The organism is Actinomadura sp. NPDC049753 (assembly GCF_040674655.1).
Classification (GTDB): domain Bacteria; phylum Actinomycetota; class Actinomycetes; order Streptosporangiales; family Streptosporangiaceae; genus Spirillospora; species Spirillospora verrucosospora.
The window spans coordinates 53,004-70,874 of the sequence record NZ_JBFARL010000016.1; the positions used below are offsets into that span (position 1 = coordinate 53,004).

The window sequence follows — 17,871 nt, forward strand, 5'->3', positions numbered from 1 at the left end:
TCGCTGACATGGATGACATGCCTGAACAGCCCCCCAGATACATGTAAGGCACGGACCAGCAGACCCTACATGCTGTACATGGATGACTGCATATAGTCACTCCAGATAACGATGGTGCCTACCGCGTACTCGGCTGTGGACATCCCGCGGTCCTTGCACGTGCCGGACCATCGCCGCACCACCGTTTTCCATGCCCTCATCGGGGCTCCTTTCGCTCGTGGTCGGTACCAGGCTGCTCTGCGGGGAAGCTGGGTGATGGGCGAACCGCATTCTGTGGATAACCCGCTCACCAGGGCAGGAGGATCGTCGAGGCGATCCCGGCGATGGCCGGGACGACTCCGAGGAGGACGAAGGCGGGAAGGAAGCACAGGCCGAGTGGAGCGAGTGCCCGAATGCCCGCCGATCGTGCTCTGGCGGCGGCTGCCGCACGTGCCACACGGCGCTGGTCACGGGCGAGGCGGCCGAGGGACGGGGCCAGCGCCGCACCCGTCGACGCCGCCCGGACGGCCGCACGCGCCAAGGGCGCGAGCATCGGCTCCTCCGCCAGGGCCGGCCAGGCTTCCGCCGGGTCGGCCCCCAGTCTGATCTGAACGGACACGGCCCGCAGTTCCTCGCCGAGCGGGCCTCCCACCGCGTCCGCGACCGCTTCGACCGCCTCGTGCCAGGGCGCGCCGCCGCGCAGGCAGGCGGCGAGGAGATCGACCGCGACGGGGAGATCGGCGATGAGTCGTGCCCGTCTGCGGCGGCGTTCCCCACTGCCGAGGCGGCTGAAGGACAGCCAGACGCCCGCGGCGACCAGCACGCCGATCACTCCACCGGCCAGACCGCCCAGCAGCACCACGCACAGCGCTCCCGCCACGCCGGCGGCCACCCGTCGAAGAATGACGTCGCGGCGCCCGGACGCCTTGGATGGCCCGTCTCGCTCCTTCACCCCCGTAGCTGGGATGGATCTCCTTTGAGGGCGAGCGTGATCTGTCGCCCATGCGAGCCGTCGTCTGGGAGATGCATGCCTCGGGGAAGGCTCTCCGAACTGACCGATCAGCCTCCGCGTGGAGGCGTCGATCCCCTTGGGAAAGAGGAACCCCGATGCTGCGGCGCAGAGCATGGCCATGAGGGTCGTCATCACTTCACCTCCTCCATGCGGATCTCTGGGCGTTCATGGCGGCTCTCCGGGTGGGTTGAGGCGTCGGCTAGTGGGGGGATTCGGCGGATTTGGCCAGGTGGCGGGTCCAGTAGAGGCCGGTGGCGTTGAGGGCGGTGCCTGTGATCAGGCAGGCGAGGCCGGGAAGGGTGGTGCAGAGGAACGGAATGGGGTGGGCGCCCAGGGCGGCGGCCATGGCCAGGCCCAGGAGCGGGAGGGCGGCCAGGAGGCGGGCCGTGGCTCGAGGGCCGGCTAGCTGGACGGATACGTCCTGGCGTTGGGCCTCCTCATCGCGGAGGGCGCTTGCCAGGCCATCCAGGACGGTGGCCAAGGTGCCGCCGCGTTCTGAGCCGACGCGCCAGCAGGCCGCCAGGAGGCGAAGGCCTTCGGCGCCTGGCTGCCTCGCCAGTTCGTCCAGGTGGTCCGGGGGCGGGCGAGGCAGGCCGAGCAGTTCTTTCGAGACGTGTGGGTCGAGGACGGCGGCGGCTGCTGTGAAGGCTTCGTCAGGGGTCCGGCCGGCGGACAGCTCGGCGGCCATGGCGTCGCAGAGTTCGATGATCGAGCTTCGCCGGCGTTGCGGCAGCGTTCGACGTTCCCTGAAGCTCTCCAGTCTGATGCGCAGCGGACGCATCGGGTCGCCCGGTGGTGCCGCACCCAGGCGGTCGAGGCGATGGGCCGCCGGAGTGGGCGCCAGATAGGTCCACACCGCGGCCGCCGCGCAGAAGGCGGCGAGGACGATGAACATCAGCCACCTCGCAGGCGGAGCAGGCGGAACGGCTCGGGGGCGGGTATTTGAGTCGTCCGCGCGGAGGACGGCCAAGGAGATCGACACCACGTGCCTCGCAAGCGATCTGGACCAGAAGCGCCTGGGCGAGCCTTGCGTAGGGCGACCCGCCACCCGCCACCGGCCACCGCTGTGCAGAGACCTGGTAGTCGATCAGCCTGTCGTGCCTTGTGCGGATCAGGCGGGAGGCGGCGGGGGTCTCCGGCATATCCATGCGGCGGCTCAGAGTACGGGTCGGACGATCGACACGTGGTGCCTCGTAATGGAACAGGCGTGAGGGCGCGGGGTGGATGTCCGGCACGTCCGCGCGGCGGCAGCGCAGAGTATGGGGCGGGCGATCCAGTTGGGGTGCTGGAGGTGGGGGCCTCTTGGGCTCTAGGGGTGGTCGCGGTCATCGTTGGGGGCTTTCAGGCGGGTGGTCAGTGCGGTTGCGCCTGCGGCGGGGATGGTCTCGCCGGAGGCGGTGAAGGAGATTGCGGGGACCACGCCGACCAGGCCGTTCGGGGCACGCTGGAGGAGGCAGATCTCGGCTACTCGGCGGCGGCCTCCGCCGGGGTCGCGGACCAGGTGGACGATGATGTCCAACGCGGCGGCCAACTGGCTGTGGACGGCTTCTCGGGTCAGGCCCGCCGCGCATGCCAGGGCTTCGAGGCGTGCGGGGACGTCGGCTGCTGTGTTCGCGTGGAGGGTGCCGCAGCCTCCCTCGTGCCCCGTGTTCAGAGCTTGCAGGAGAACTACTACTTCAGGGCCTCTCACCTCGCCTACCACTAGGCGGTCGGGGCGCATGCGGAGGGCTTGGCGGACCAGGTCGTTGAGGGTCACGCCGCCGGCGCCCTCAGTGTTGGGCGGACGTGCCTCCAGCCTGACGACGTGGGGGTGGGTGGGCTTCAGTTCGGCCGAATCCTCTACCAGGAGGAGGCGTTCGGACGGGTTCGCCAGAGAGAGCAAGCTGCTCAGAAGCGTGGTCTTGCCTGTGCCGGTGCCGCCGCTGATCAGGAAGGCCGCTCGGGAATCGATCAGGGCGGCCAGCAGGTCGGCGCCCCCAGCGGGGACGGTGCGGGCCGCGACCAGTTCGTCCAGCGTGAAGGCGCGGCGGCGGGGGAGGCGCAGGGACAGGCAGGTGCCGGTCGCGGCCACCGGTGGGAGGACGGCGTGCAGGCGGACGCCGCCGGGGAGGCGGGCGTCGGCGTAGGGGGAGGCGTCGTCGAGGCGGCGGCCTGCTGCGGCGGTGAGGCGCTGGGCCAGGCGGCGGAGGGTCGCCTCGTCCGGGAAGCGCACCGCGGTGCGGACCAGGCCGGAGCCGGTGTCGATCCAGACCTCGTCGGGGCCGTTCACCAGGACGTCGGTGACGTCCGGCGAGCGCAGCAGCGGCTCCAGGGGGCCGGCGCCGACGAACTCGGCGCGTAACTCGTCGGCCAGGGCCAGTACTTCGCGGTCGCCCAGCAGGCGCTCCTCGGCGCGGAGCGCGGCGGCGACGCGGCCGGTGGTGGCTTCGCCGCCCGTGTGGGCGAGCCGGTCGCGGACGGCGTCGGAGAGGCCGGTCATACCGCCTCCCGGTAGGCGTAGGGCTGGAGGGCGAGGTCGGCCAGGACGGTGGCGCAGAAGTCGGCGAGGGGGCCGCGGCGGCACGCGCGTTCGAGGTCGCCGGAGTCGATGGCGGTGGGGAGGCGGCGGTCGCGGTCGAAGGAACCGGCGAACGGAAGGCCGAGGACGCCCGCGACGGCGTCGGGGGTGATGCCTCCCGGGGCGGGGCCCTGGACGACGAGGCGCAGGTCGGCGGTGTCGCGGCGGAGGGCGGCGGCGAGGCCGTCGGCCGCCACGGTGGCGCGGACCTCGGCCGGGACGAGGAGGAACGTGACGGCGGCGGCGCGCAGGGCCGCCCGGCCGAGGTCGCCGGGGTGGCGGGGGACGTCCGCGACGACCAGGTCGAATCCGCGGGCGGCGGCGTCGAACAGGGAGCGGACGGCCTCCTCGGAGACCGGGACGGGCTCGCCGCGCCGCCAGGACAGGACGGACAGGTCGCCCGTGCCGGGCAGGGTCTCGCGGAGGGTCGCCGTGCTGAGGCGGCCGCGGCGTTCGGCCAGGTCGGGCCAGCGGACGCCTTCGTGCGACTCCAGGCCGAGGAGGAGGTCGATGCCGCCGCCGAACGGGTCGGCGTCGACGAGGAGGGTGCGCAGGCCCGTGCCCGCCGCGCGGAGGCCGAGCGCGGTCGCGAGGACGCTGGCCCCGGCGCCGCCGCGGGCGCCGACGACGCAGAGGGCGGTGGCCCAGCCGCCCTCGGGCTCGCAGGCGGCGGCGAAGGCGTCGATCAGCCAGTCCTCGTGGTCGGGGAGGGCGACGACGTCCTGGGCGCCGGCCTCCACGGCCAGGCGGTAGGCGTCGGGGGCGGCGCCGCCGGTGACGAGGACGACGCCCGGACGGCGCTGGAGGCCGGCGGCGGCGACGTCCTCGGCGACGTCGGCGCCCACGAGGATGAGGGAGGGCCAGGCCCAGGCGGGTCTGGCCTCGTCGGCGCCGTAGGCGACCTCGGCGTGGGCGTCGGCGGCCGCGGCGAGGCGCAGGAGGCCGTCGGCGAGCGCGGGGTCGCCGGTGACGATCAGTGCCGCGAGGTTCATCGGATGCTCCTTCGACGTTCGGAGACATCCACCTTGCGGCGCGCGGCGGAGGCGGCGAGAAGGTTCCGCGGACTGTGGATAACTTCGCCGGGGCGGGCGGGCGGTGGCGCGGGATCGTTCACCCCGGGGCCACCGCCCGGCCGCCTCACGACAGGGCGACCCCCGCCGGGGGGGAGAGCGGGGGTCGCCGGCGGTCCGGCTCCGGGGGGGTAGAGCCGGCCCGCTTTCCCAGAAAGGTCTCAGGGAGTTCGGGCTAAGCCACGGGTAAGTCGCCTCTATGGAAGAAGCAAACTCACCGACTCAAGTCTAGGCGGATACAACATATGCTGCCCGATCGTCGAGAGTTCCGTCGAGCCGCAAACTCGCCCGGCACGTGGCGATTTTTCGCACCCGGCGGCGACGATCCGCCGGAGCGGCCGGCGCAGGGCGCCGCCCGGCCACGGCTGGGCCCCGTTCCGGTGCACCGAAAGTGCAACGGGACGGGAGTCGGAGCGTACAGGAGAACTAAAGATCTTTCCCGTGCCTTCGCGTGATCGACGACAAAGGGAAATGGTTACCCTGAGTGATCAATTTCGCGATCCGAACGCCGTTTGCGGAAGTCCGCAATATGCCTCCTTCGTCTCAGGGGACGCCCGGGCCCCCTCCGGCGGCGCCTCCGCCGCCTGCGGGCCGTTTTCCGAATGGGGCTTGTCATCTGGGCAAATAAGGCGTACACAGGACATACGGACCGAGTGTCCGGGCACGGCAGCCGGGTACCCACGCGCGACCAGCCGCGGGAGGCGCGTCGAGACGGGCTTGACCCGATCCGACGAATACAGGTGCACGCCTGGTAACCCGGTGTGACGTGTCCAGCGGCGGCGTCCCGGCAGGGACGCCGTTTCGCTTGCGCCGCGCGCCCGCCGAACCCCTACTCGCGGACGTCCAGGCCCAGCGCCGTCGCGAGGACGACCGCCTGGTACGGGTCGATCACCGCGCTTCTCAGTTCGACGCTGAACGGGTCCAGCGACGACAGGTCGCTTCCGCGCAGGTCGCAGCCGGAGAAGTCGGCCTTGTGCAGGGACGCCCCCGAAAGGTCGACCCCGCGCAGCTCCGCCCCGGCGCACCGGGCACCGGTGAGGTCCGCTTCGCGCATGCGCACGTCGGCGAACGCGGCTCGTCGCAGGTCCGCGCCGGGCAGGCCGGTGAACGACCAGTCGCCGCCCTTGACCTTCATCAGGTCGTGGGTGCAGCCGTCGAACATGCTGCCGACGAACTTGCAGCCCGTGAAGGCAGCGTCGAAGAAGCCGCACCGGACGAACGTGCAGTTCAGGAACGCCCCGTCGGTGTGGCTGGACGCGTTGAACCGCACACCCCGGAACGTGCAGTCGGTGAAGGCGGCACCGGTGCCACTGGCCTCGGTCATGTCCACGTCCACGAACAGGACGCTGTCGTGCCGCTCACCCGTCAGGTCACGCGAATCCCAGTCCGCCGACGAGATCGTGGTCTCCGTCGGCGCCGCTGGTCGCCCGTACATGCGATCGGCCATGGGTCCAGCATGGACCTACCGCGTGACAGTCTCAGCCGCGCATGAACGCTTCGCAGATGGCCTGCGAGTCCCGTGCGGCGGCCGCGATGGCCGAGGAGCAGTGGACGATCCACCGCGCGACACCCTCCGACGTACCGGACGCGTAGGCGCGAAGGGCCTCGGCGTACTCGTCGGAGAGTTCGAGGTGCCCGACCTCAGGCGCGACCAGCGATTTGGGGTCCAGCCCCCGGGCGACAAGGGTGAGCCGCTGGGCGGCACGGGCGACGACCCCGTCCCCCCAGCCGAACGGACGCAAAGCCAGGAGTTCGCCGTGCACGATCGACGAGACCACGAGAGCCGGCGCCTTGGTGGGTTCGGTCAGCAGCCCGCTGAGCACGTCCAGGCGCGCCGCCACTTCGGGCGGCGAAGGCGGCTCCCCCAGGCCGAGAACGTCCTTCACGACAACGTCGCCGGAGCGGGGACGTCCGAGATCGGCGCTGTCGACCGCGTCCGCCGCGGCGAGGACGTGCAGACGCGCCAGCGCCTGCCGCGGCGCCTTGCGCCAGACCTCGGTCAGCGTTCCGAGCTCGGCCGACACGCGCAGAGCGCCCTGCACGACGGGGTCGGACGGGTGGTCGGTGGTGCGCAGCTCGTCCAGCGTGACCGAGGCGCCGTCGAGGACGGCGGAGGCCCGGGCGCCGCGCAGCGCCGACTCCGTGGACACCTCGGCGCTGCGCCGCCGCAGGACGCGGTGGCCGAGCAGCCGGTCCACGGCCTTGCGCGCCTCGTCGACGGCGTCGACGACGCCGGGAAGGTTCGCAACATCAGCTAGAGCATCGGTCACGGCCTGACTTTATGCCGTCGTCCGGAGCACTCGTGCAGCGGCCCACCAGGGCGTGGAACGGAAACGGTTCCTCAGGCCCGGAGCTGGGAAGGCCCGTGGTGTCGGGCATCACAAAGCAGGATTCGCAGCCGTGAGCACCGATCGCGTCCATCCCCCCGACACCAGGGATCGCGGCCTTGTGGGGACCGGGACCTACCTGGTGAAGTGGGGATACCGGGCGACCCCCGCTTGAGCTAGCAAGGAGTTCGCGTTGAGCCAGAGCCAAGAAACACTGTCGAACCTTCTGCAGGAGACGCGCCGCTTCCCCCCGCCCGCGGACCTCGCCGCCTCGGCGAACGTCAAGGCCGACGCCTACGAGCGCGCTGCCGAGGACCGCCTGGGCTTCTGGGCGGAGCAGGCGGACCGGCTCGCCTGGACGAAGCGCTGGGACGACGTCCTGGACTGGAGCAACCCGCCGTTCGCGAAGTGGTTCGTGGGCGGGGAGCTGAACGTCGCCTACAACTGCGTCGACCGGCATGTGGAGGCCGGGCGCGGAGAGAAGGTGGCGTTCCACTGGGAGGGGGAGCCGGGTGACTCCCGCACCCTCACCTACGCCGACCTCCAGCGCGAGGTGAACAGGGCCGCCAACGCCCTGCTCGAACTGGGCGTCCGCAAGGGCGACCGGGTCGCGATCTACCTCCCGATGATCCCCGAGCTGCCGATCTCGATGCTGGCGTGCGCCCGCATCGGCGCGACCCACTCGGTGGTGTTCGGCGGGTTCTCCGCGGAGGCCCTCCGGACGCGCATCGACGACGCGCAGGCCAAGCTCGTGATCACCGCGGACGGCGGCTTCCGGCGCGGCAAGCCGTCCGACCTCAAGGGCATCGTGGACGAGGCCGTCGCGCAGACGCCGACGATCGAGCACGTCATCGTGGTGCGCCGCACGGGCGAGGAGGTCGTCGAGAACGAGCGCGACCTGTGGTGGCACGACGCCGTCGAGCGGCAGAGCGACGAGCACACCGCCGAGCCCATGGACTCCGAGCACCCGCTGTACATCCTGTACACGTCCGGGACGACGGGGAAGCCGAAGGGCATCCTGCACACCAGCGGCGGCTACCTGACCCAGTGCGCGTACACGCACTGGGCGGTGTTCGACCTGAAGCCCGAGACGGACGTCTACTGGTGCTCGGCCGACATCGGATGGGTGACGGGCCACTCCTACATCGTGTACGGGCCGCTCGCCAACGGCTCGACCAGCGTCATCTACGAGGGGACGCCCGACACCCCCAACAAGGGCCGCTGGTGGGACATCATCCAGAAGTACAAGGTGTCCATCTTCTACACCGCGCCCACGGCGATCCGCACGTTCATGAAGTGGGGCGACGAGATCCCGGCCCAGTACGACCTGTCGTCCCTGCGCGTGCTGGGGTCGGTCGGCGAGCCGATCAACCCCGAGGCCTACGTCTGGTACCGCAAGAACATCGGCGCCGACCGGACGCCGGTGGTCGACACGTGGTGGCAGACCGAGACCGGCGCCATCATGATCAGCCCGCTGCCGGGGGTGACGGAGGGCAAGCCGGGCGCGGCGATGCGCCCGCTGCCCGGCATCGCCGCGGACGTCGTGGACGACCAGGGCCGCTCGGTGCCGGACGGCGGCGGCGGGTTCATGGTGGTCCGGGAGCCGTGGCCGGGCATGCTCCGCACGATCTGGGGCGACGACGAGCGGTACGTCAAGACGTACTGGTCGCGCTTCGAGGGCCTGTACTTCGCCGGTGACGGCGCCAAGAAGGACGCGGACGGCGACATGTGGCTGCTCGGCCGCGTGGACGACGTCATGCTCGTGTCCGGGCACAACATCTCCACGACGGAGGTGGAGTCGGCGCTGGTCTCGCACCCGAAGGTCGCCGAGTCGGCGGTGGTGGGCGCGACGGACCCGGTCACCGGGCAGGCCATCGTGGCGTTCGTGATCCCGCGCGGCGACGCCGGCGGCGACGTCGAGGGCGAGGACTTCCTGCGGGAACTGCGCGACCATGTCTCCAAGACCCTCGGCCCGATCGCCAAGCCCCGCCAGATCATGATCGTTCCGGAGCTGCCGAAGACCCGCTCCGGCAAGATCATGCGGCGGCTGCTGCGGGACGTCGCGGAGAACCGCAGCATCGGCGACGTCACGACGCTCGCGGACAGCACGGTGATGGACCTCATCTCCGAGAAGCTGCCCAGCGCCAAGTCGGACGACTGACCCGCACGGAGCACACCGGGCAACGCAACGGCCCGCGTCCGGCACACCCGCCGGGCGCGGGCCGTTCGGGCGTCCGAGCCGGGGCGACTGGGCCGCCCATGGAGCGGGCCAGGTAAAATGTCCTTAGGTGCGCCGGGAAGTCTGGTCGGCAGGGACGTCCCGCAGTGATCGTGCGGGCCGTGGCCTTGTCCAGCCGTCCGCCGCTTTCCCCAGGGGTTCTCTCTATGGTGCGCCCGCCCGTGAAACGCCGCGTTGCAGCAACGTGGCCGTTCCGTCCGACCGTCCGCTACAGCATCCAGGTCGCCAGCGCGCTCCGCACCGAGACGATCGGCGGCGTGGTGATGCTGCTCGCGGCGGTCGCGGCGCTGGTGTGGGCCAACACGCCGTGGGACGGCGCCTACAAGAGCCTCCAGACGTTCGAGATCAGCCCGCACTGGCTGCACCTCGGGCACATGGACGTGCAGCACTGGGCGTCGAGCGGGCTGCTGGCCGTCTTCTTCTTCATCGCCGGGCTGGAACTGCGCGAGGAGCTCACGCACGGCGAGCTGCGCAATCCGCGGGACGCGGCGCTGCCGGTGATCGCCGCGGCGGCCGGGGTGGCGATGCCCGCGCTGTTCTTCCTGGCGGTGAGCGCGGGCGCGCCGGGCGCGTCCATCGGGTGGGCGGTGCCGACGGCGACGGACATCGCGTTCGCGCTGGCGGTGCTCGCCGTGACGTTCACCTCGTGCCCGGCGCCTCTGCGCGCGTTCCTGCTGACGCTGGCGGTGGTGGACGACCTGATCGCCATCACCATCATCGCGCTCTTCTACACCAGCACCCTGCACTGGACGCCGCTGCTCCTCGGCGCGGCGCTGATCGGCGCCTACGGGCTGCTCCAGCACCGGGGCGTCCGTTCGCCGTGGGTGTACGTGCCTCTCGCCGTCCTGACCTGGTACTGCCTCCAGCGGAGCGGGATCCACGCGACCGTCGCGGGCGTCGCGCTGGGCATGCTCACCAGCCCGAAGGAGACGCCGGACGGGCGGCCGACGAACGCCGAGCGCGCCGACCACGCGCTGCGGCCGTTCTCGGCGGGCGTGGCCGTGCCGGTCTTCGCCTTCGTGTCGGCCGGGGTGGGCCTCGGCGCGGCGCAGTTGGGCGCCGTGTTCACCGACCGGGTGGCCCTCGGCGTGATCGCCGGACTGCTGGTCGGTAAGTTCGTGGGGGTCTTCGGCGGGGCGTGGACGGCCGTGCGGCTCGGCCTTGCGACCCTCGGGGAGGACCTGCACTGGCACGAGATCGCGGGAGTCGCGCTCCTGGCCGGGGTGGGTTTCACCGTTTCGCTGCTGATCGGCGGTTTGGCCTATACCGACCCGTCACAATTCGAGAGAGTGACGACTGCGGTCCTGATCGCGAGCGTTCTCGCCTCGGCGGCCGCGGCCGTCGTCTTCCGGAGAAGGGTGCGTCTGCGCGCGCGCCGGGACTAAGGAGAAAAGCCATATGTCCGAGGCACTACCGGGCGAGCGAGTCGAGGACAAGTCCCTCGGCGAGCTGGTCGCCCTGGCGTCCAGCAGCGTCTCCGACCTGATCAGGGCCGAGATGGACCTGGCCAAGCTGGAACTGAAGGCCGACGCCAAGAAGGCCGCGCTGGGCAGCGTGATGTTCACGATCGCGGCGCTGATCGGCGGGCTGATCGTGATCCTGCTGTCGATCGCCTTCGCCTACGGGCTGGTCGCCGCCGGCATCTGGCACTGGGCGGCGTTCCTCATCGTGGCCGGCGTGTACCTGCTCCTCGCCCTGGGCCTGATCGCCATCGGGTACTTCCGCATCCGCAAGATCGAAGGGGCGAAGCGGACCCGCAGGACGCTGAAGGACGACTTCACCGCGCTGCGCCACCGCGGCGACTCCGGCGATCCCGAGCTGACGGGCTGACCGCCGCCGTGTCCGGTCACGACGCGTCGCTGATCGAGGTCGACGGGCCGTGGACGCACCGGCAGGTCAGCGCCGGCGGGACGCGCTTCCACGTCGCCGAGGCCGGCGAGGGGCCGCTCGTCCTGCTGCTGCACGGGTTCCCCGAGTTCTGGTGGTCGTGGCACCACCAGCTCGTCTCGCTGCCCGCCGCGGGCTACCGGGCGGCCGCCGTCGACCTGCGCGGCTACGGCGGCAGCGACAAGCCGCCGCGCGGATACGACCTGATCACGCTGGCGGGGGACGCCGCGGGGCTGGTCCGGGCGCTGGGCGAGGCGAACGCGATCGTCGTCGGGCACGACTGGGGCGGGCTGCTCGCCTGGACGATGGCCGTCTACCACCCGAAGATCGTCCAGCGGCTGGCGGTGGTGGGCGCCCCGCATCCGCTGCGGCTGCGGCAGGCCGTCGCCGGCGACCCGCGCGGGCAGGGCTGGGCGGCGCGCCACACGTTCGGGTTCCAGGTGCCGCTGTGGCCCGAACGGCGCCTGGTCCGCGACGACGCGGAACTGGTCGGGAAGCTTCTGCACGACTGGTCGGGGCCGGACTGGCCGGACGAGCGCACCGAGCGGCTCGTACGGAAAGCCGTCCAGATCCCTGGGGTCGCCCACAGCGCGCTGGAATACCACCGCTGGCTCATCCGCTCCCAGGCCCGCCCAGACGGGATCCGCTACGCGCACCGCATGCGCACCCCCATCCACGCCGCCACGCTCCAGGTGCATGGCGCGCTCGATACGTGCACCCTCCCCGCCAGCGCGCAGGGCTCCGGACGCTACGTCAAGGCCCCGTACCGTTGGACGCTCATAGAGGACGCAGGGCATTTCCCCCACCAGGAGCGTCCGCAGGAGTTCGACGCCCGGCTTCTCGACTGGCTGACCGACCCGGGGCCGGAACGCTGATCCCGCGTACCGTGGAGGCATGCGGGATCGGGACGAGTCGGGGCGCCCACGCAACGCACGCCCACGGGACGCCTACGGACGTCCACTGCCTCACGGCGCGACTGGCATACCCACGATGCCGGACGAGCTCGACATGCCACCGGCGGAAGCCCTGGCCGAAGCGCAGCGCCTCCTGGACGCCGACCGCCCGTTCCATGCCCATGAGGTACTGGAAGCGGTCTGGAAGGCCGCTCCGGAGTCCGAACGGGAGTTGTGGCGGGGCCTCGCACAGGTCGCCGTAGGGGTGACCCATCTTCGCCGGGGGAACGCGCGTGGCGCCGAGGCCCTCCTCAGCCGCGCTGCGGATCGGCTGGTCCCGTACCAGGATGCTGCGCCGTACGGCATCGACGTCCGAGGGGTCATCCAGCGGACACGCAGCCTGGCCAAGGAGCCTCAAGACGGCCCCGTCGCCCTCCGCCTCACAACGAACTAGTCGAAGCAGCCCCGGTCAGTCGGAGCAGCCCGGTCAGTCGGAGCAGCCCGGTCAGTCGGAGCAGCTCTGCGTGGAGACCGGCTTCGTGGCGTTGGCGCCCGCGCGCGCGTCGGGCGCGACCTCCTGCGCGGTGAGCGCGTACCCGGTGGACGGCGTGTCCAGGGCCGCGGCGAAGATGACGCCGTAGACGCGGCCGTCGGTGGACAGCAGCGGACCGCCGGAGTTGCCCGGCTCGACCTTGCCTCGGATGGCGTAGATCTCGCGGCTGACCTGGCCGGAGTGGTAGATGTCGGGCCCGCGCGCCGTCTGCCGGGCGCGGATCCGGGCGGCCCCGGGCGTGAACGGCTGCTGCTTCGGGAAGCCGGCGATGATCGCGTCGTCGCGGACGCGGGCCTCCTTGGCGAACTCCAGCGCCGGCGCCTTCAGGCCCGGCACGTAGAGGACGGCGACGTCGCGCTTCGGGTCGTACAGCACGACCCGCCCGCGGTTGGTGTCGCCGTTGAGCGTCGCCACCACCGAGGAGCCCCGCGCGCCCGCGACGACGTGCGCGTTGGTCATGATGTGCTGCGGCGCGAACACGAACCCGGTGCCCTCGATACGGCGCGAGCACTGCGGTGCCGTGCTGACCACCTTCACGATGCTGTTCTTGGCGGCCTTCAGGCCCCGGGTGTTCAGGACGGACTCGTCCGGCGGCGGCACCTGCACCACCGACTCGCCGCCGAGGCCGTTGAAGACCTGCGGGAACTCGCTGCTCTTGACGAACCCCTGGAACGAGGTGAACCACGTCTGCGCCTGCGAGGGCATCACGTCGTTGATGCCGTTGATGATCGAGGAGCCCTTGACCTGCGTCCGGACGGGCTTGAACTCGGAGTTGGCGACCAGGCTGCCGAAGAACCAGGCGACGATCAGCAGCGAGAGCGCGCTGACGAACGTGCCGCCGACCGCGTCGGCGGTGCGGGCGTTCATCCCGGTCACCCGGTTGCGCAGGACGGCGCCGACGGACGAGGCGACGAGCTGGCCGAGGGTGGCGGACAGGAACGCGACCACGATGGCGAGCAGCGCCTGCTGCGCGGCGCCGTCCACCGCGGCCTCGGCGATCGGCGGCGCGATCAGGACCCCGATGACGCCGCCGCCGACGAAGCCGACGAAGCTCAGCAGGCTCACGATGAAGCCCTGCCGGTAGCCCGAGACTCCGAACAGCACGACGAGCACGAGCAGGATCAGGTCGAGAATGTGGTCGTGCAGCACCGCTTCACCGTATAGGGCCGCGCCGCTGCTTCACGTCCCCTCGATGGACCAGTTTGGGGCGTGCCGGATAGCCGCCGGGGGTGACGCGCGACCGCGGCGACGGCCGTGTCCACCGCGAACGGCCGCCTGACCTGCGCACCGACCCTCGCCCCCGCGGGTGGGCGTTTTCGTGGGAAAAGACGAGACGCCTCCGCCGCGTAAGGCGAGGTTCACCGCTCAGTCGCGCGCGGCGACGTCCACCCCTTGGTCACGCACCCAACGATCATGCGCCCCTCGGTCACGGGCGGCGAGGTTCACGACGTCCTCGGGCAGGTCCTCGACGCGGGAGGTGTCCCACGGCCGGTCCCAGCCGCCCGCGCCCAGCACCTGGGTCAGCAGCGCCGCCGTGAACCCCCACACGAGCATGTCCCGGACCTGGAACGCGGGACCGATCCTGATCCCGGACGGGTGCCTCACCATCAGCCGGTTCGCCGGGTCGACCAGCTCGCTGATCGGGACCCGCGCGACCGTCGCGACCTCCCCGGGATGGCCGGGCGCGACCTCCGACGGCTCGCGCCACCAGCCGGCGACGGGCGTGACCCGGTGCTCGCTGTGCGACAGGTACAGCTCCGGCAGCGTGCACAGCACGTCCACGCCGGACGGCTCGACGCCGGCCTCCTCCCACGCCTCGCGCAGCGCCGCGGCGACCGGGCCGTCGTCGCCGGGGTCGATGCGGCCGCCGGGGAAGGCGGGCTGCCCGGCGTGCTTGTTGAGGGTGGCGGCACGCTCGGTGAGCAGGACGTCCGGGCCGCTCGGACCGTCCCCGAACAGGATCAGGACGGCGGCGGCGCGGGCGGCGGGAGCGGGGCGGAACACGGGCGGCACGGGCAGCCTCGGCGCCTCCGAGCGGAAGCGGTCGAGCCAGGCGGGGCAGTCGGGGGTGGCGTCGGTCACGTGGATCCCAACTCCGGAACGGTCCCGTTCCTTCCCGGGACGGCCGGGAGAACCGCTCACGAGAACGGTCCGGGCTTGACGAGCTTGCGCGCCGTCTCCTCGTCCACCGGCCCCTCGCCGAAGGACGGGCAGAGCCGCGCCACCGGGCACGCACCGCAGGCGGGGCGGCGCGCGTGGCAGATCCGGCGCCCGTGCCAGATCAGCCTGTGGGACAGCATCGTCCAGTCCTTGCGCGGGACGAGGGTGCCGATCTCCTCTTCCACCTTCACGGGGTCGTCTTCGGTCGTCCAGCCGAAGCGTCGGGCCAGGCGGCCGAAGTGGGTGTCGACGGTGATGCCGGGGACGTCGAACGCGTTGCCCAGGACGACGTTGGCCGTCTTGCGTCCGACGCCGGGGAGCTTGACGAGGTCTTCGAGGCGCCCGGGGACCTCGCCGTCGAACCGGTCGCGCAGCGCGGCCGACAGCCCCATGACCGACTTGGTCTTGGCGCGGAAGAACCCGGTGGGCTTCAGGATCGCCTCGACGTCCTCGGGGTCGGCGGCGGCCAGGTCCTCCGGGGTGGGGTACTTGGCGAACAGCGCGGGCGTCGTCAGGTTCACCCGCATGTCGGTGGTCTGGGCCGAAAGCACGGTCGCGACCAGCAACTGGAACGGGGTGCCGAAGTTCAGCTCGCAGTGGGCGTCAGGGTACGTCTCGGCCAGGATCCGGTTGATCCGGCGCGCCCGCCGCACCAGCCCCAGCCTCGTCTCGTCCTTCCACTTCCGAGCCCGCGCCTTCGGGGACGCCTCCGTCGCCATACCGGCCAGCCTAGAGCCTCGCGGCCTGGTTCCGGCCGAACGAGAAAGTCGCGCCGATCCGCGTAATCGGGGCGGGGGCGGGCCGTCTCTCCGGGCACGACGTTCCCCGAAGGAGATCTCATGTCCGACCTCAGCCAGGTGGTCCGCCTTCCGGTGCGCCGGATCGAGCTCGACCTGTCGTTCGAGGGCGCCGCCCGGATCGCGGGTGATCTTCGCGAGCACGTTCCCGTCATCGCGGCGGAGGCGGTGCGCCGGATCGAGAGGCGGCTGCCGGAGTTCGTCCGGCCGCACGATCCCCGCTACGCCAAGGCGGTCCAGCTGGGCGTGGAGTGCGCCATCGGGCACTTCCTGGAGCTGATGGCCGATCCCGCCGCCCCGTCGGCCGACGTCGTGGAGTTCTGGCGGCAGATCGGCGTCGGCGAGGCCAGCGAGGGGCGGACGCTGGACTCCTGGCAGGCGGCGACGCGGATCGGGACGGGCCTGGCCGTCGAGCGGCTCACCGATCACGCCGAGCGGATGGGCTACCGGACGAGTCCGGCGATCATCGCGGCCATCGCCAACGCGGCGCTCGACTACCTGAACCAGCTGGCGGCGATCGTCGCCGAGGGCCACGCGGACGCCGCCGCGCGGGCGGCGGGCGCGCTCCGGGACCGCCGGCGGCACCTGCTCGACCTGCTGCTGAACGGCGCCTCCGCAGCGGACCTCAGGGGGGCGGCGCGCGAGGCGGACTGGGTACTGCCGCGCACGTTAGCGGTCGTCGCCCTCCGCGAGGACGGCCCCGACGCCCGGCACCCGTCGCTGCCCCCGGACGTCCTGCCGGGCCTGCACCTGGGGGAGCCCTGCCTGATCGTCCCGGACCCGGAGGGCCCCGGCCGCGGGCGGATGCTGGAGCGGCAGCTGCACGGCTGGACGGCCGCGATCGGCCCGGCGGTCGGGATCGGCGAGGTCGCGACGTCCCTGCGGCTGGCCCGCGAGACCCTGGCGCTGGCCTGCCAGGGCCTGATCGGCGGTGCGGCGCCCATCCCGGCCGAGCGGCACATGCCGATCCTCGTGATGATGCGGGAGCGGGCGCTGGTGGAGAAGGTGATCGCGCGCCGGCTCGCCCCGCTGCTGAACGCGCGTCCGGCCCAGCGCTACCGGCTCGTCGAGACGCTGCTGGCCTGCCTGGAGCACGGGTTCAACGCCACGGAGGTGTCCGGTCACCTGCATCTGCACCCGCAGACCGTCCGGTACCGGCTGCGGCAGCTCGACGACCTGTTCGGGGACGCCGTGCACGCGGCGTCGGACCGGCTGGAGCTCCACATGGCGCTGCACGCGTGGCTCGCCCTCAACGCCGAGCCCGGCGCGGAGCCGTCCGCCGCGCGCGACCGCCTGGGCTACGGGTGACGGCCGATGGGGTCAGCCGGCGGCTTCGACGGCCCAGCCCTGGGCGGCCATGCCCGCGTAGGAGGACGGCTTCAGCGTCACCGGTTTCAGGCCCGACCAGCTCGCCTGGAGGTAGTAGCCGTCGCCGTTCGCCAGCCGGTAGACGGACGGCGCGAACCGGACGAGCTTCCAGACCTGGTTCGCGCCGCCGCAGGGGGCCATGACGACCGTGTACTCGCTGCCGCCCTCCCACGGGACGCCCGCGGCGGGCGTCCCGCGGCTCAGGCATCGACCGGTGGAGCTGCTCGTCAGCGTGAAGCCGCCGGCGGTGTTCTCGCGCTTCCACCCGGTCGCCGCGTCGGTGCAGGAGCGCTGCACGACCGACGTCCCGCTGGGCGCCAGGCACGACTGGAGGGTCGTGTTCCGCACGCGGAAGGGGCCCGCGCCGGACGCCGCGCCGTCCCCGCCGCCGCCGCCCGGAACCCGGCCGCCGCCTTCGGCGGAGCGGGTGCCGACGGTGTAGTCGGGCGGGGCGACGTCCGCCGGGGCCGAACTCGCCGGGGTGGGCATCGCGGGGGGCGGGGCGGCGCGCGGGTCCTCGTCCGGACCGCCGCCGACCGTGGTGAACAGGATGATCGCGATGCCGGTGGAGACGCCGCCGGCCACCGCGGCCGGAAGGGTCCAGCCGGGCAGGGACGCCGCCGGGGCGAGGGAGCCGAGCGGCGCCGAGGGCGCCCCCAGCAGGACGGCGCCGATCGGCAGAGCGCGCCGCAACCGCCCGTTGAGGTCGGTCATCTCCTTGGAGGCCCGCCTGCACTCCTCGCAGGACTCCAGGTGCCGGCGCAGGGCGCGGCTGCGGCGGCGGCCGGGGCGGCGGACGCTCGCGGCGAGCTGGGCGGTGAACTCCGCACATTCCGGACGTCCTCCCGAGCCGGCGACGAGGAACGCCTGCCGGAGCCCTTCGCGTGCCCGGAACGCGAGCTGGGAGACCGCGCCCTTCTCCATGCCGAGCAGCTCCGCGACCTGCCCGACGGGCTCCTCCTCGATGACCGTGTACCAGAGGACGGTCTGCCACCGTTCGGGCAGCGACCGGAAGGCGCGGACGAGCGC

General features: G+C 72.2%; 16 protein-coding genes. 6 read left to right on the plus strand and 10 right to left on the minus strand.

Annotated features, from left to right (window positions below; translation table 11 throughout):
- Positions 1 to 286 precede the first annotated feature (286 nt).
- The 6 genes from AB0K37_RS07045 to AB0K37_RS07070 form a co-directional block, all read right to left on the minus strand.
- On the minus strand, positions 287 to 871 hold the full coding sequence (locus AB0K37_RS07045) for a type II secretion system F family protein (protein ID WP_363976050.1): 585 nt from the start codon (positions 869 to 871) through the stop codon (positions 287 to 289).
- A 319-nt stretch (positions 872 to 1,190) separates the two neighbouring features.
- Entirely contained in the window at positions 1,191 to 1,886 is a 696-nt protein-coding gene (locus AB0K37_RS07050) for a type II secretion system F family protein (RefSeq protein WP_363976053.1), read from the minus strand.
- 414 nt (positions 1,887 to 2,300) lie between these two features.
- Positions 2,301 to 3,470 (minus strand): TadA family conjugal transfer-associated ATPase, encoded by a 1,170-nt coding sequence (locus AB0K37_RS07055; protein ID WP_363976056.1) that lies wholly within the window; start codon positions 3,468 to 3,470, stop codon positions 2,301 to 2,303.
- The gene (gene ssd / locus AB0K37_RS07060) at positions 3,467 to 4,540 is read right to left on the minus strand and encodes a septum site-determining protein Ssd (protein ID WP_363976059.1); all 1,074 of its coding nucleotides are present in this window, start codon (positions 4,538 to 4,540) and stop codon (positions 3,467 to 3,469) included. Before ssd ends, AB0K37_RS07055 begins: the two co-directional genes overlap by 4 nt.
- Positions 4,541 to 5,447: 907 nt before the next feature.
- Positions 5,448 to 6,065, minus strand: coding sequence for a pentapeptide repeat-containing protein (locus tag AB0K37_RS07065; RefSeq protein ID WP_363976061.1), 618 nt, complete (start codon positions 6,063 to 6,065; stop codon positions 5,448 to 5,450).
- A gap of 31 nt (positions 6,066 to 6,096) precedes the next feature.
- Positions 6,097 to 6,888 (minus strand): oxidoreductase, encoded by a 792-nt coding sequence (locus tag AB0K37_RS07070; protein ID WP_363976063.1) that lies wholly within the window; start codon positions 6,886 to 6,888, stop codon positions 6,097 to 6,099.
- A gap of 250 nt (positions 6,889 to 7,138) precedes the next feature.
- On the opposite strand from AB0K37_RS07070, the gene acs reads away from it, so the two are divergent.
- From acs to AB0K37_RS07095, 5 genes are all read left to right on the plus strand, one after another.
- Positions 7,139 to 9,106, plus strand: a complete 1,968-nt coding sequence (gene acs / locus AB0K37_RS07075) for an acetate--CoA ligase (RefSeq protein ID WP_363976066.1) — start codon at positions 7,139 to 7,141, stop codon at positions 9,104 to 9,106.
- Between the two features lie 239 nt (positions 9,107 to 9,345).
- Positions 9,346 to 10,569, plus strand: a complete 1,224-nt coding sequence (gene nhaA / locus AB0K37_RS07080) for a Na+/H+ antiporter NhaA (RefSeq protein WP_363976069.1) — start codon at positions 9,346 to 9,348, stop codon at positions 10,567 to 10,569.
- 13 nt (positions 10,570 to 10,582) lie between these two features.
- The gene (locus tag AB0K37_RS07085; protein ID WP_363976072.1) at positions 10,583 to 11,014 is read left to right on the plus strand and encodes a phage holin family protein; all 432 of its coding nucleotides are present in this window, start codon (positions 10,583 to 10,585) and stop codon (positions 11,012 to 11,014) included.
- 8 nt (positions 11,015 to 11,022) lie between these two features.
- On the plus strand, positions 11,023 to 11,946 hold the full coding sequence (locus AB0K37_RS07090) for an alpha/beta hydrolase (protein WP_363976075.1): 924 nt from the start codon (positions 11,023 to 11,025) through the stop codon (positions 11,944 to 11,946).
- A gap of 115 nt (positions 11,947 to 12,061) precedes the next feature.
- Complete coding sequence (locus AB0K37_RS07095) at positions 12,062 to 12,418, plus strand: DUF309 domain-containing protein (protein ID WP_363976078.1); 357 nt, start codon at positions 12,062 to 12,064, stop codon at positions 12,416 to 12,418.
- Between the two features lie 51 nt (positions 12,419 to 12,469).
- Here the strand turns inward: AB0K37_RS07095 and AB0K37_RS07100 are convergent, their stop codons facing one another.
- The 3 genes from AB0K37_RS07100 to nth form a co-directional block, all read right to left on the minus strand.
- Positions 12,470 to 13,666 carry a MarP family serine protease gene (locus tag AB0K37_RS07100; protein ID WP_363976081.1) on the minus strand — a complete coding sequence of 399 codons (1,197 nt, stop codon included), beginning with the start codon at positions 13,664 to 13,666 and terminating at the stop codon, positions 12,470 to 12,472.
- A 216-nt stretch (positions 13,667 to 13,882) separates the two neighbouring features.
- Positions 13,883 to 14,599, minus strand: coding sequence for a CoA pyrophosphatase (locus AB0K37_RS07105; protein WP_363976084.1), 717 nt, complete (start codon positions 14,597 to 14,599; stop codon positions 13,883 to 13,885).
- A 56-nt stretch (positions 14,600 to 14,655) separates the two neighbouring features.
- Positions 14,656 to 15,396, minus strand: a complete 741-nt coding sequence (gene nth, locus AB0K37_RS07110) for an endonuclease III (protein WP_363976087.1) — start codon at positions 15,394 to 15,396, stop codon at positions 14,656 to 14,658.
- Positions 15,397 to 15,516: 120 nt separating this feature from the next.
- Between nth and AB0K37_RS07115 the strand changes: the two genes are divergently transcribed.
- The gene (locus tag AB0K37_RS07115) at positions 15,517 to 16,782 is read left to right on the plus strand and encodes a helix-turn-helix domain-containing protein (protein ID WP_363976090.1); all 1,266 of its coding nucleotides are present in this window, start codon (positions 15,517 to 15,519) and stop codon (positions 16,780 to 16,782) included.
- Between the two features lie 12 nt (positions 16,783 to 16,794).
- Here the strand turns inward: AB0K37_RS07115 and AB0K37_RS07120 are convergent.
- Positions 16,795 to 17,871 (minus strand): sigma factor-like helix-turn-helix DNA-binding protein (locus AB0K37_RS07120; RefSeq protein ID WP_363976093.1); only part of this gene is annotated, 1,077 nt, incomplete at its 5' end.

What these genes read in the sequence shown, in the direction of transcription:
- AB0K37_RS07050 (WP_363976053.1), bottom strand. Translation starts at nt 1,886, where the DNA reads ATGTTCATCGTCCTCGCCGCCTTCTGCGCGGCGGCCGCGGTGTGGACC.
- AB0K37_RS07055 (WP_363976056.1), bottom strand. Translation starts at nt 3,470, where the DNA reads ATGACCGGCCTCTCCGACGCCGTCCGCGACCGGCTCGCCCACACGGGC.
- ssd (WP_363976059.1), bottom strand. Translation starts at nt 4,540, where the DNA reads ATGAACCTCGCGGCACTGATCGTCACCGGCGACCCCGCGCTCGCCGAC.
- AB0K37_RS07065 (WP_363976061.1), bottom strand. Translation starts at nt 6,065, where the DNA reads ATGGCCGATCGCATGTACGGGCGACCAGCGGCGCCGACGGAGACCACG.
- AB0K37_RS07085 (WP_363976072.1), top strand. Translation starts at nt 10,583, where the DNA reads ATGTCCGAGGCACTACCGGGCGAGCGAGTCGAGGACAAGTCCCTCGGC.
- AB0K37_RS07095 (WP_363976078.1), top strand. Translation starts at nt 12,062, where the DNA reads ATGCCGGACGAGCTCGACATGCCACCGGCGGAAGCCCTGGCCGAAGCG.
- nth (WP_363976087.1), bottom strand. Translation starts at nt 15,396, where the DNA reads ATGGCGACGGAGGCGTCCCCGAAGGCGCGGGCTCGGAAGTGGAAGGAC.
- AB0K37_RS07115 (WP_363976090.1), top strand. Translation starts at nt 15,517, where the DNA reads ATGTCCGACCTCAGCCAGGTGGTCCGCCTTCCGGTGCGCCGGATCGAG.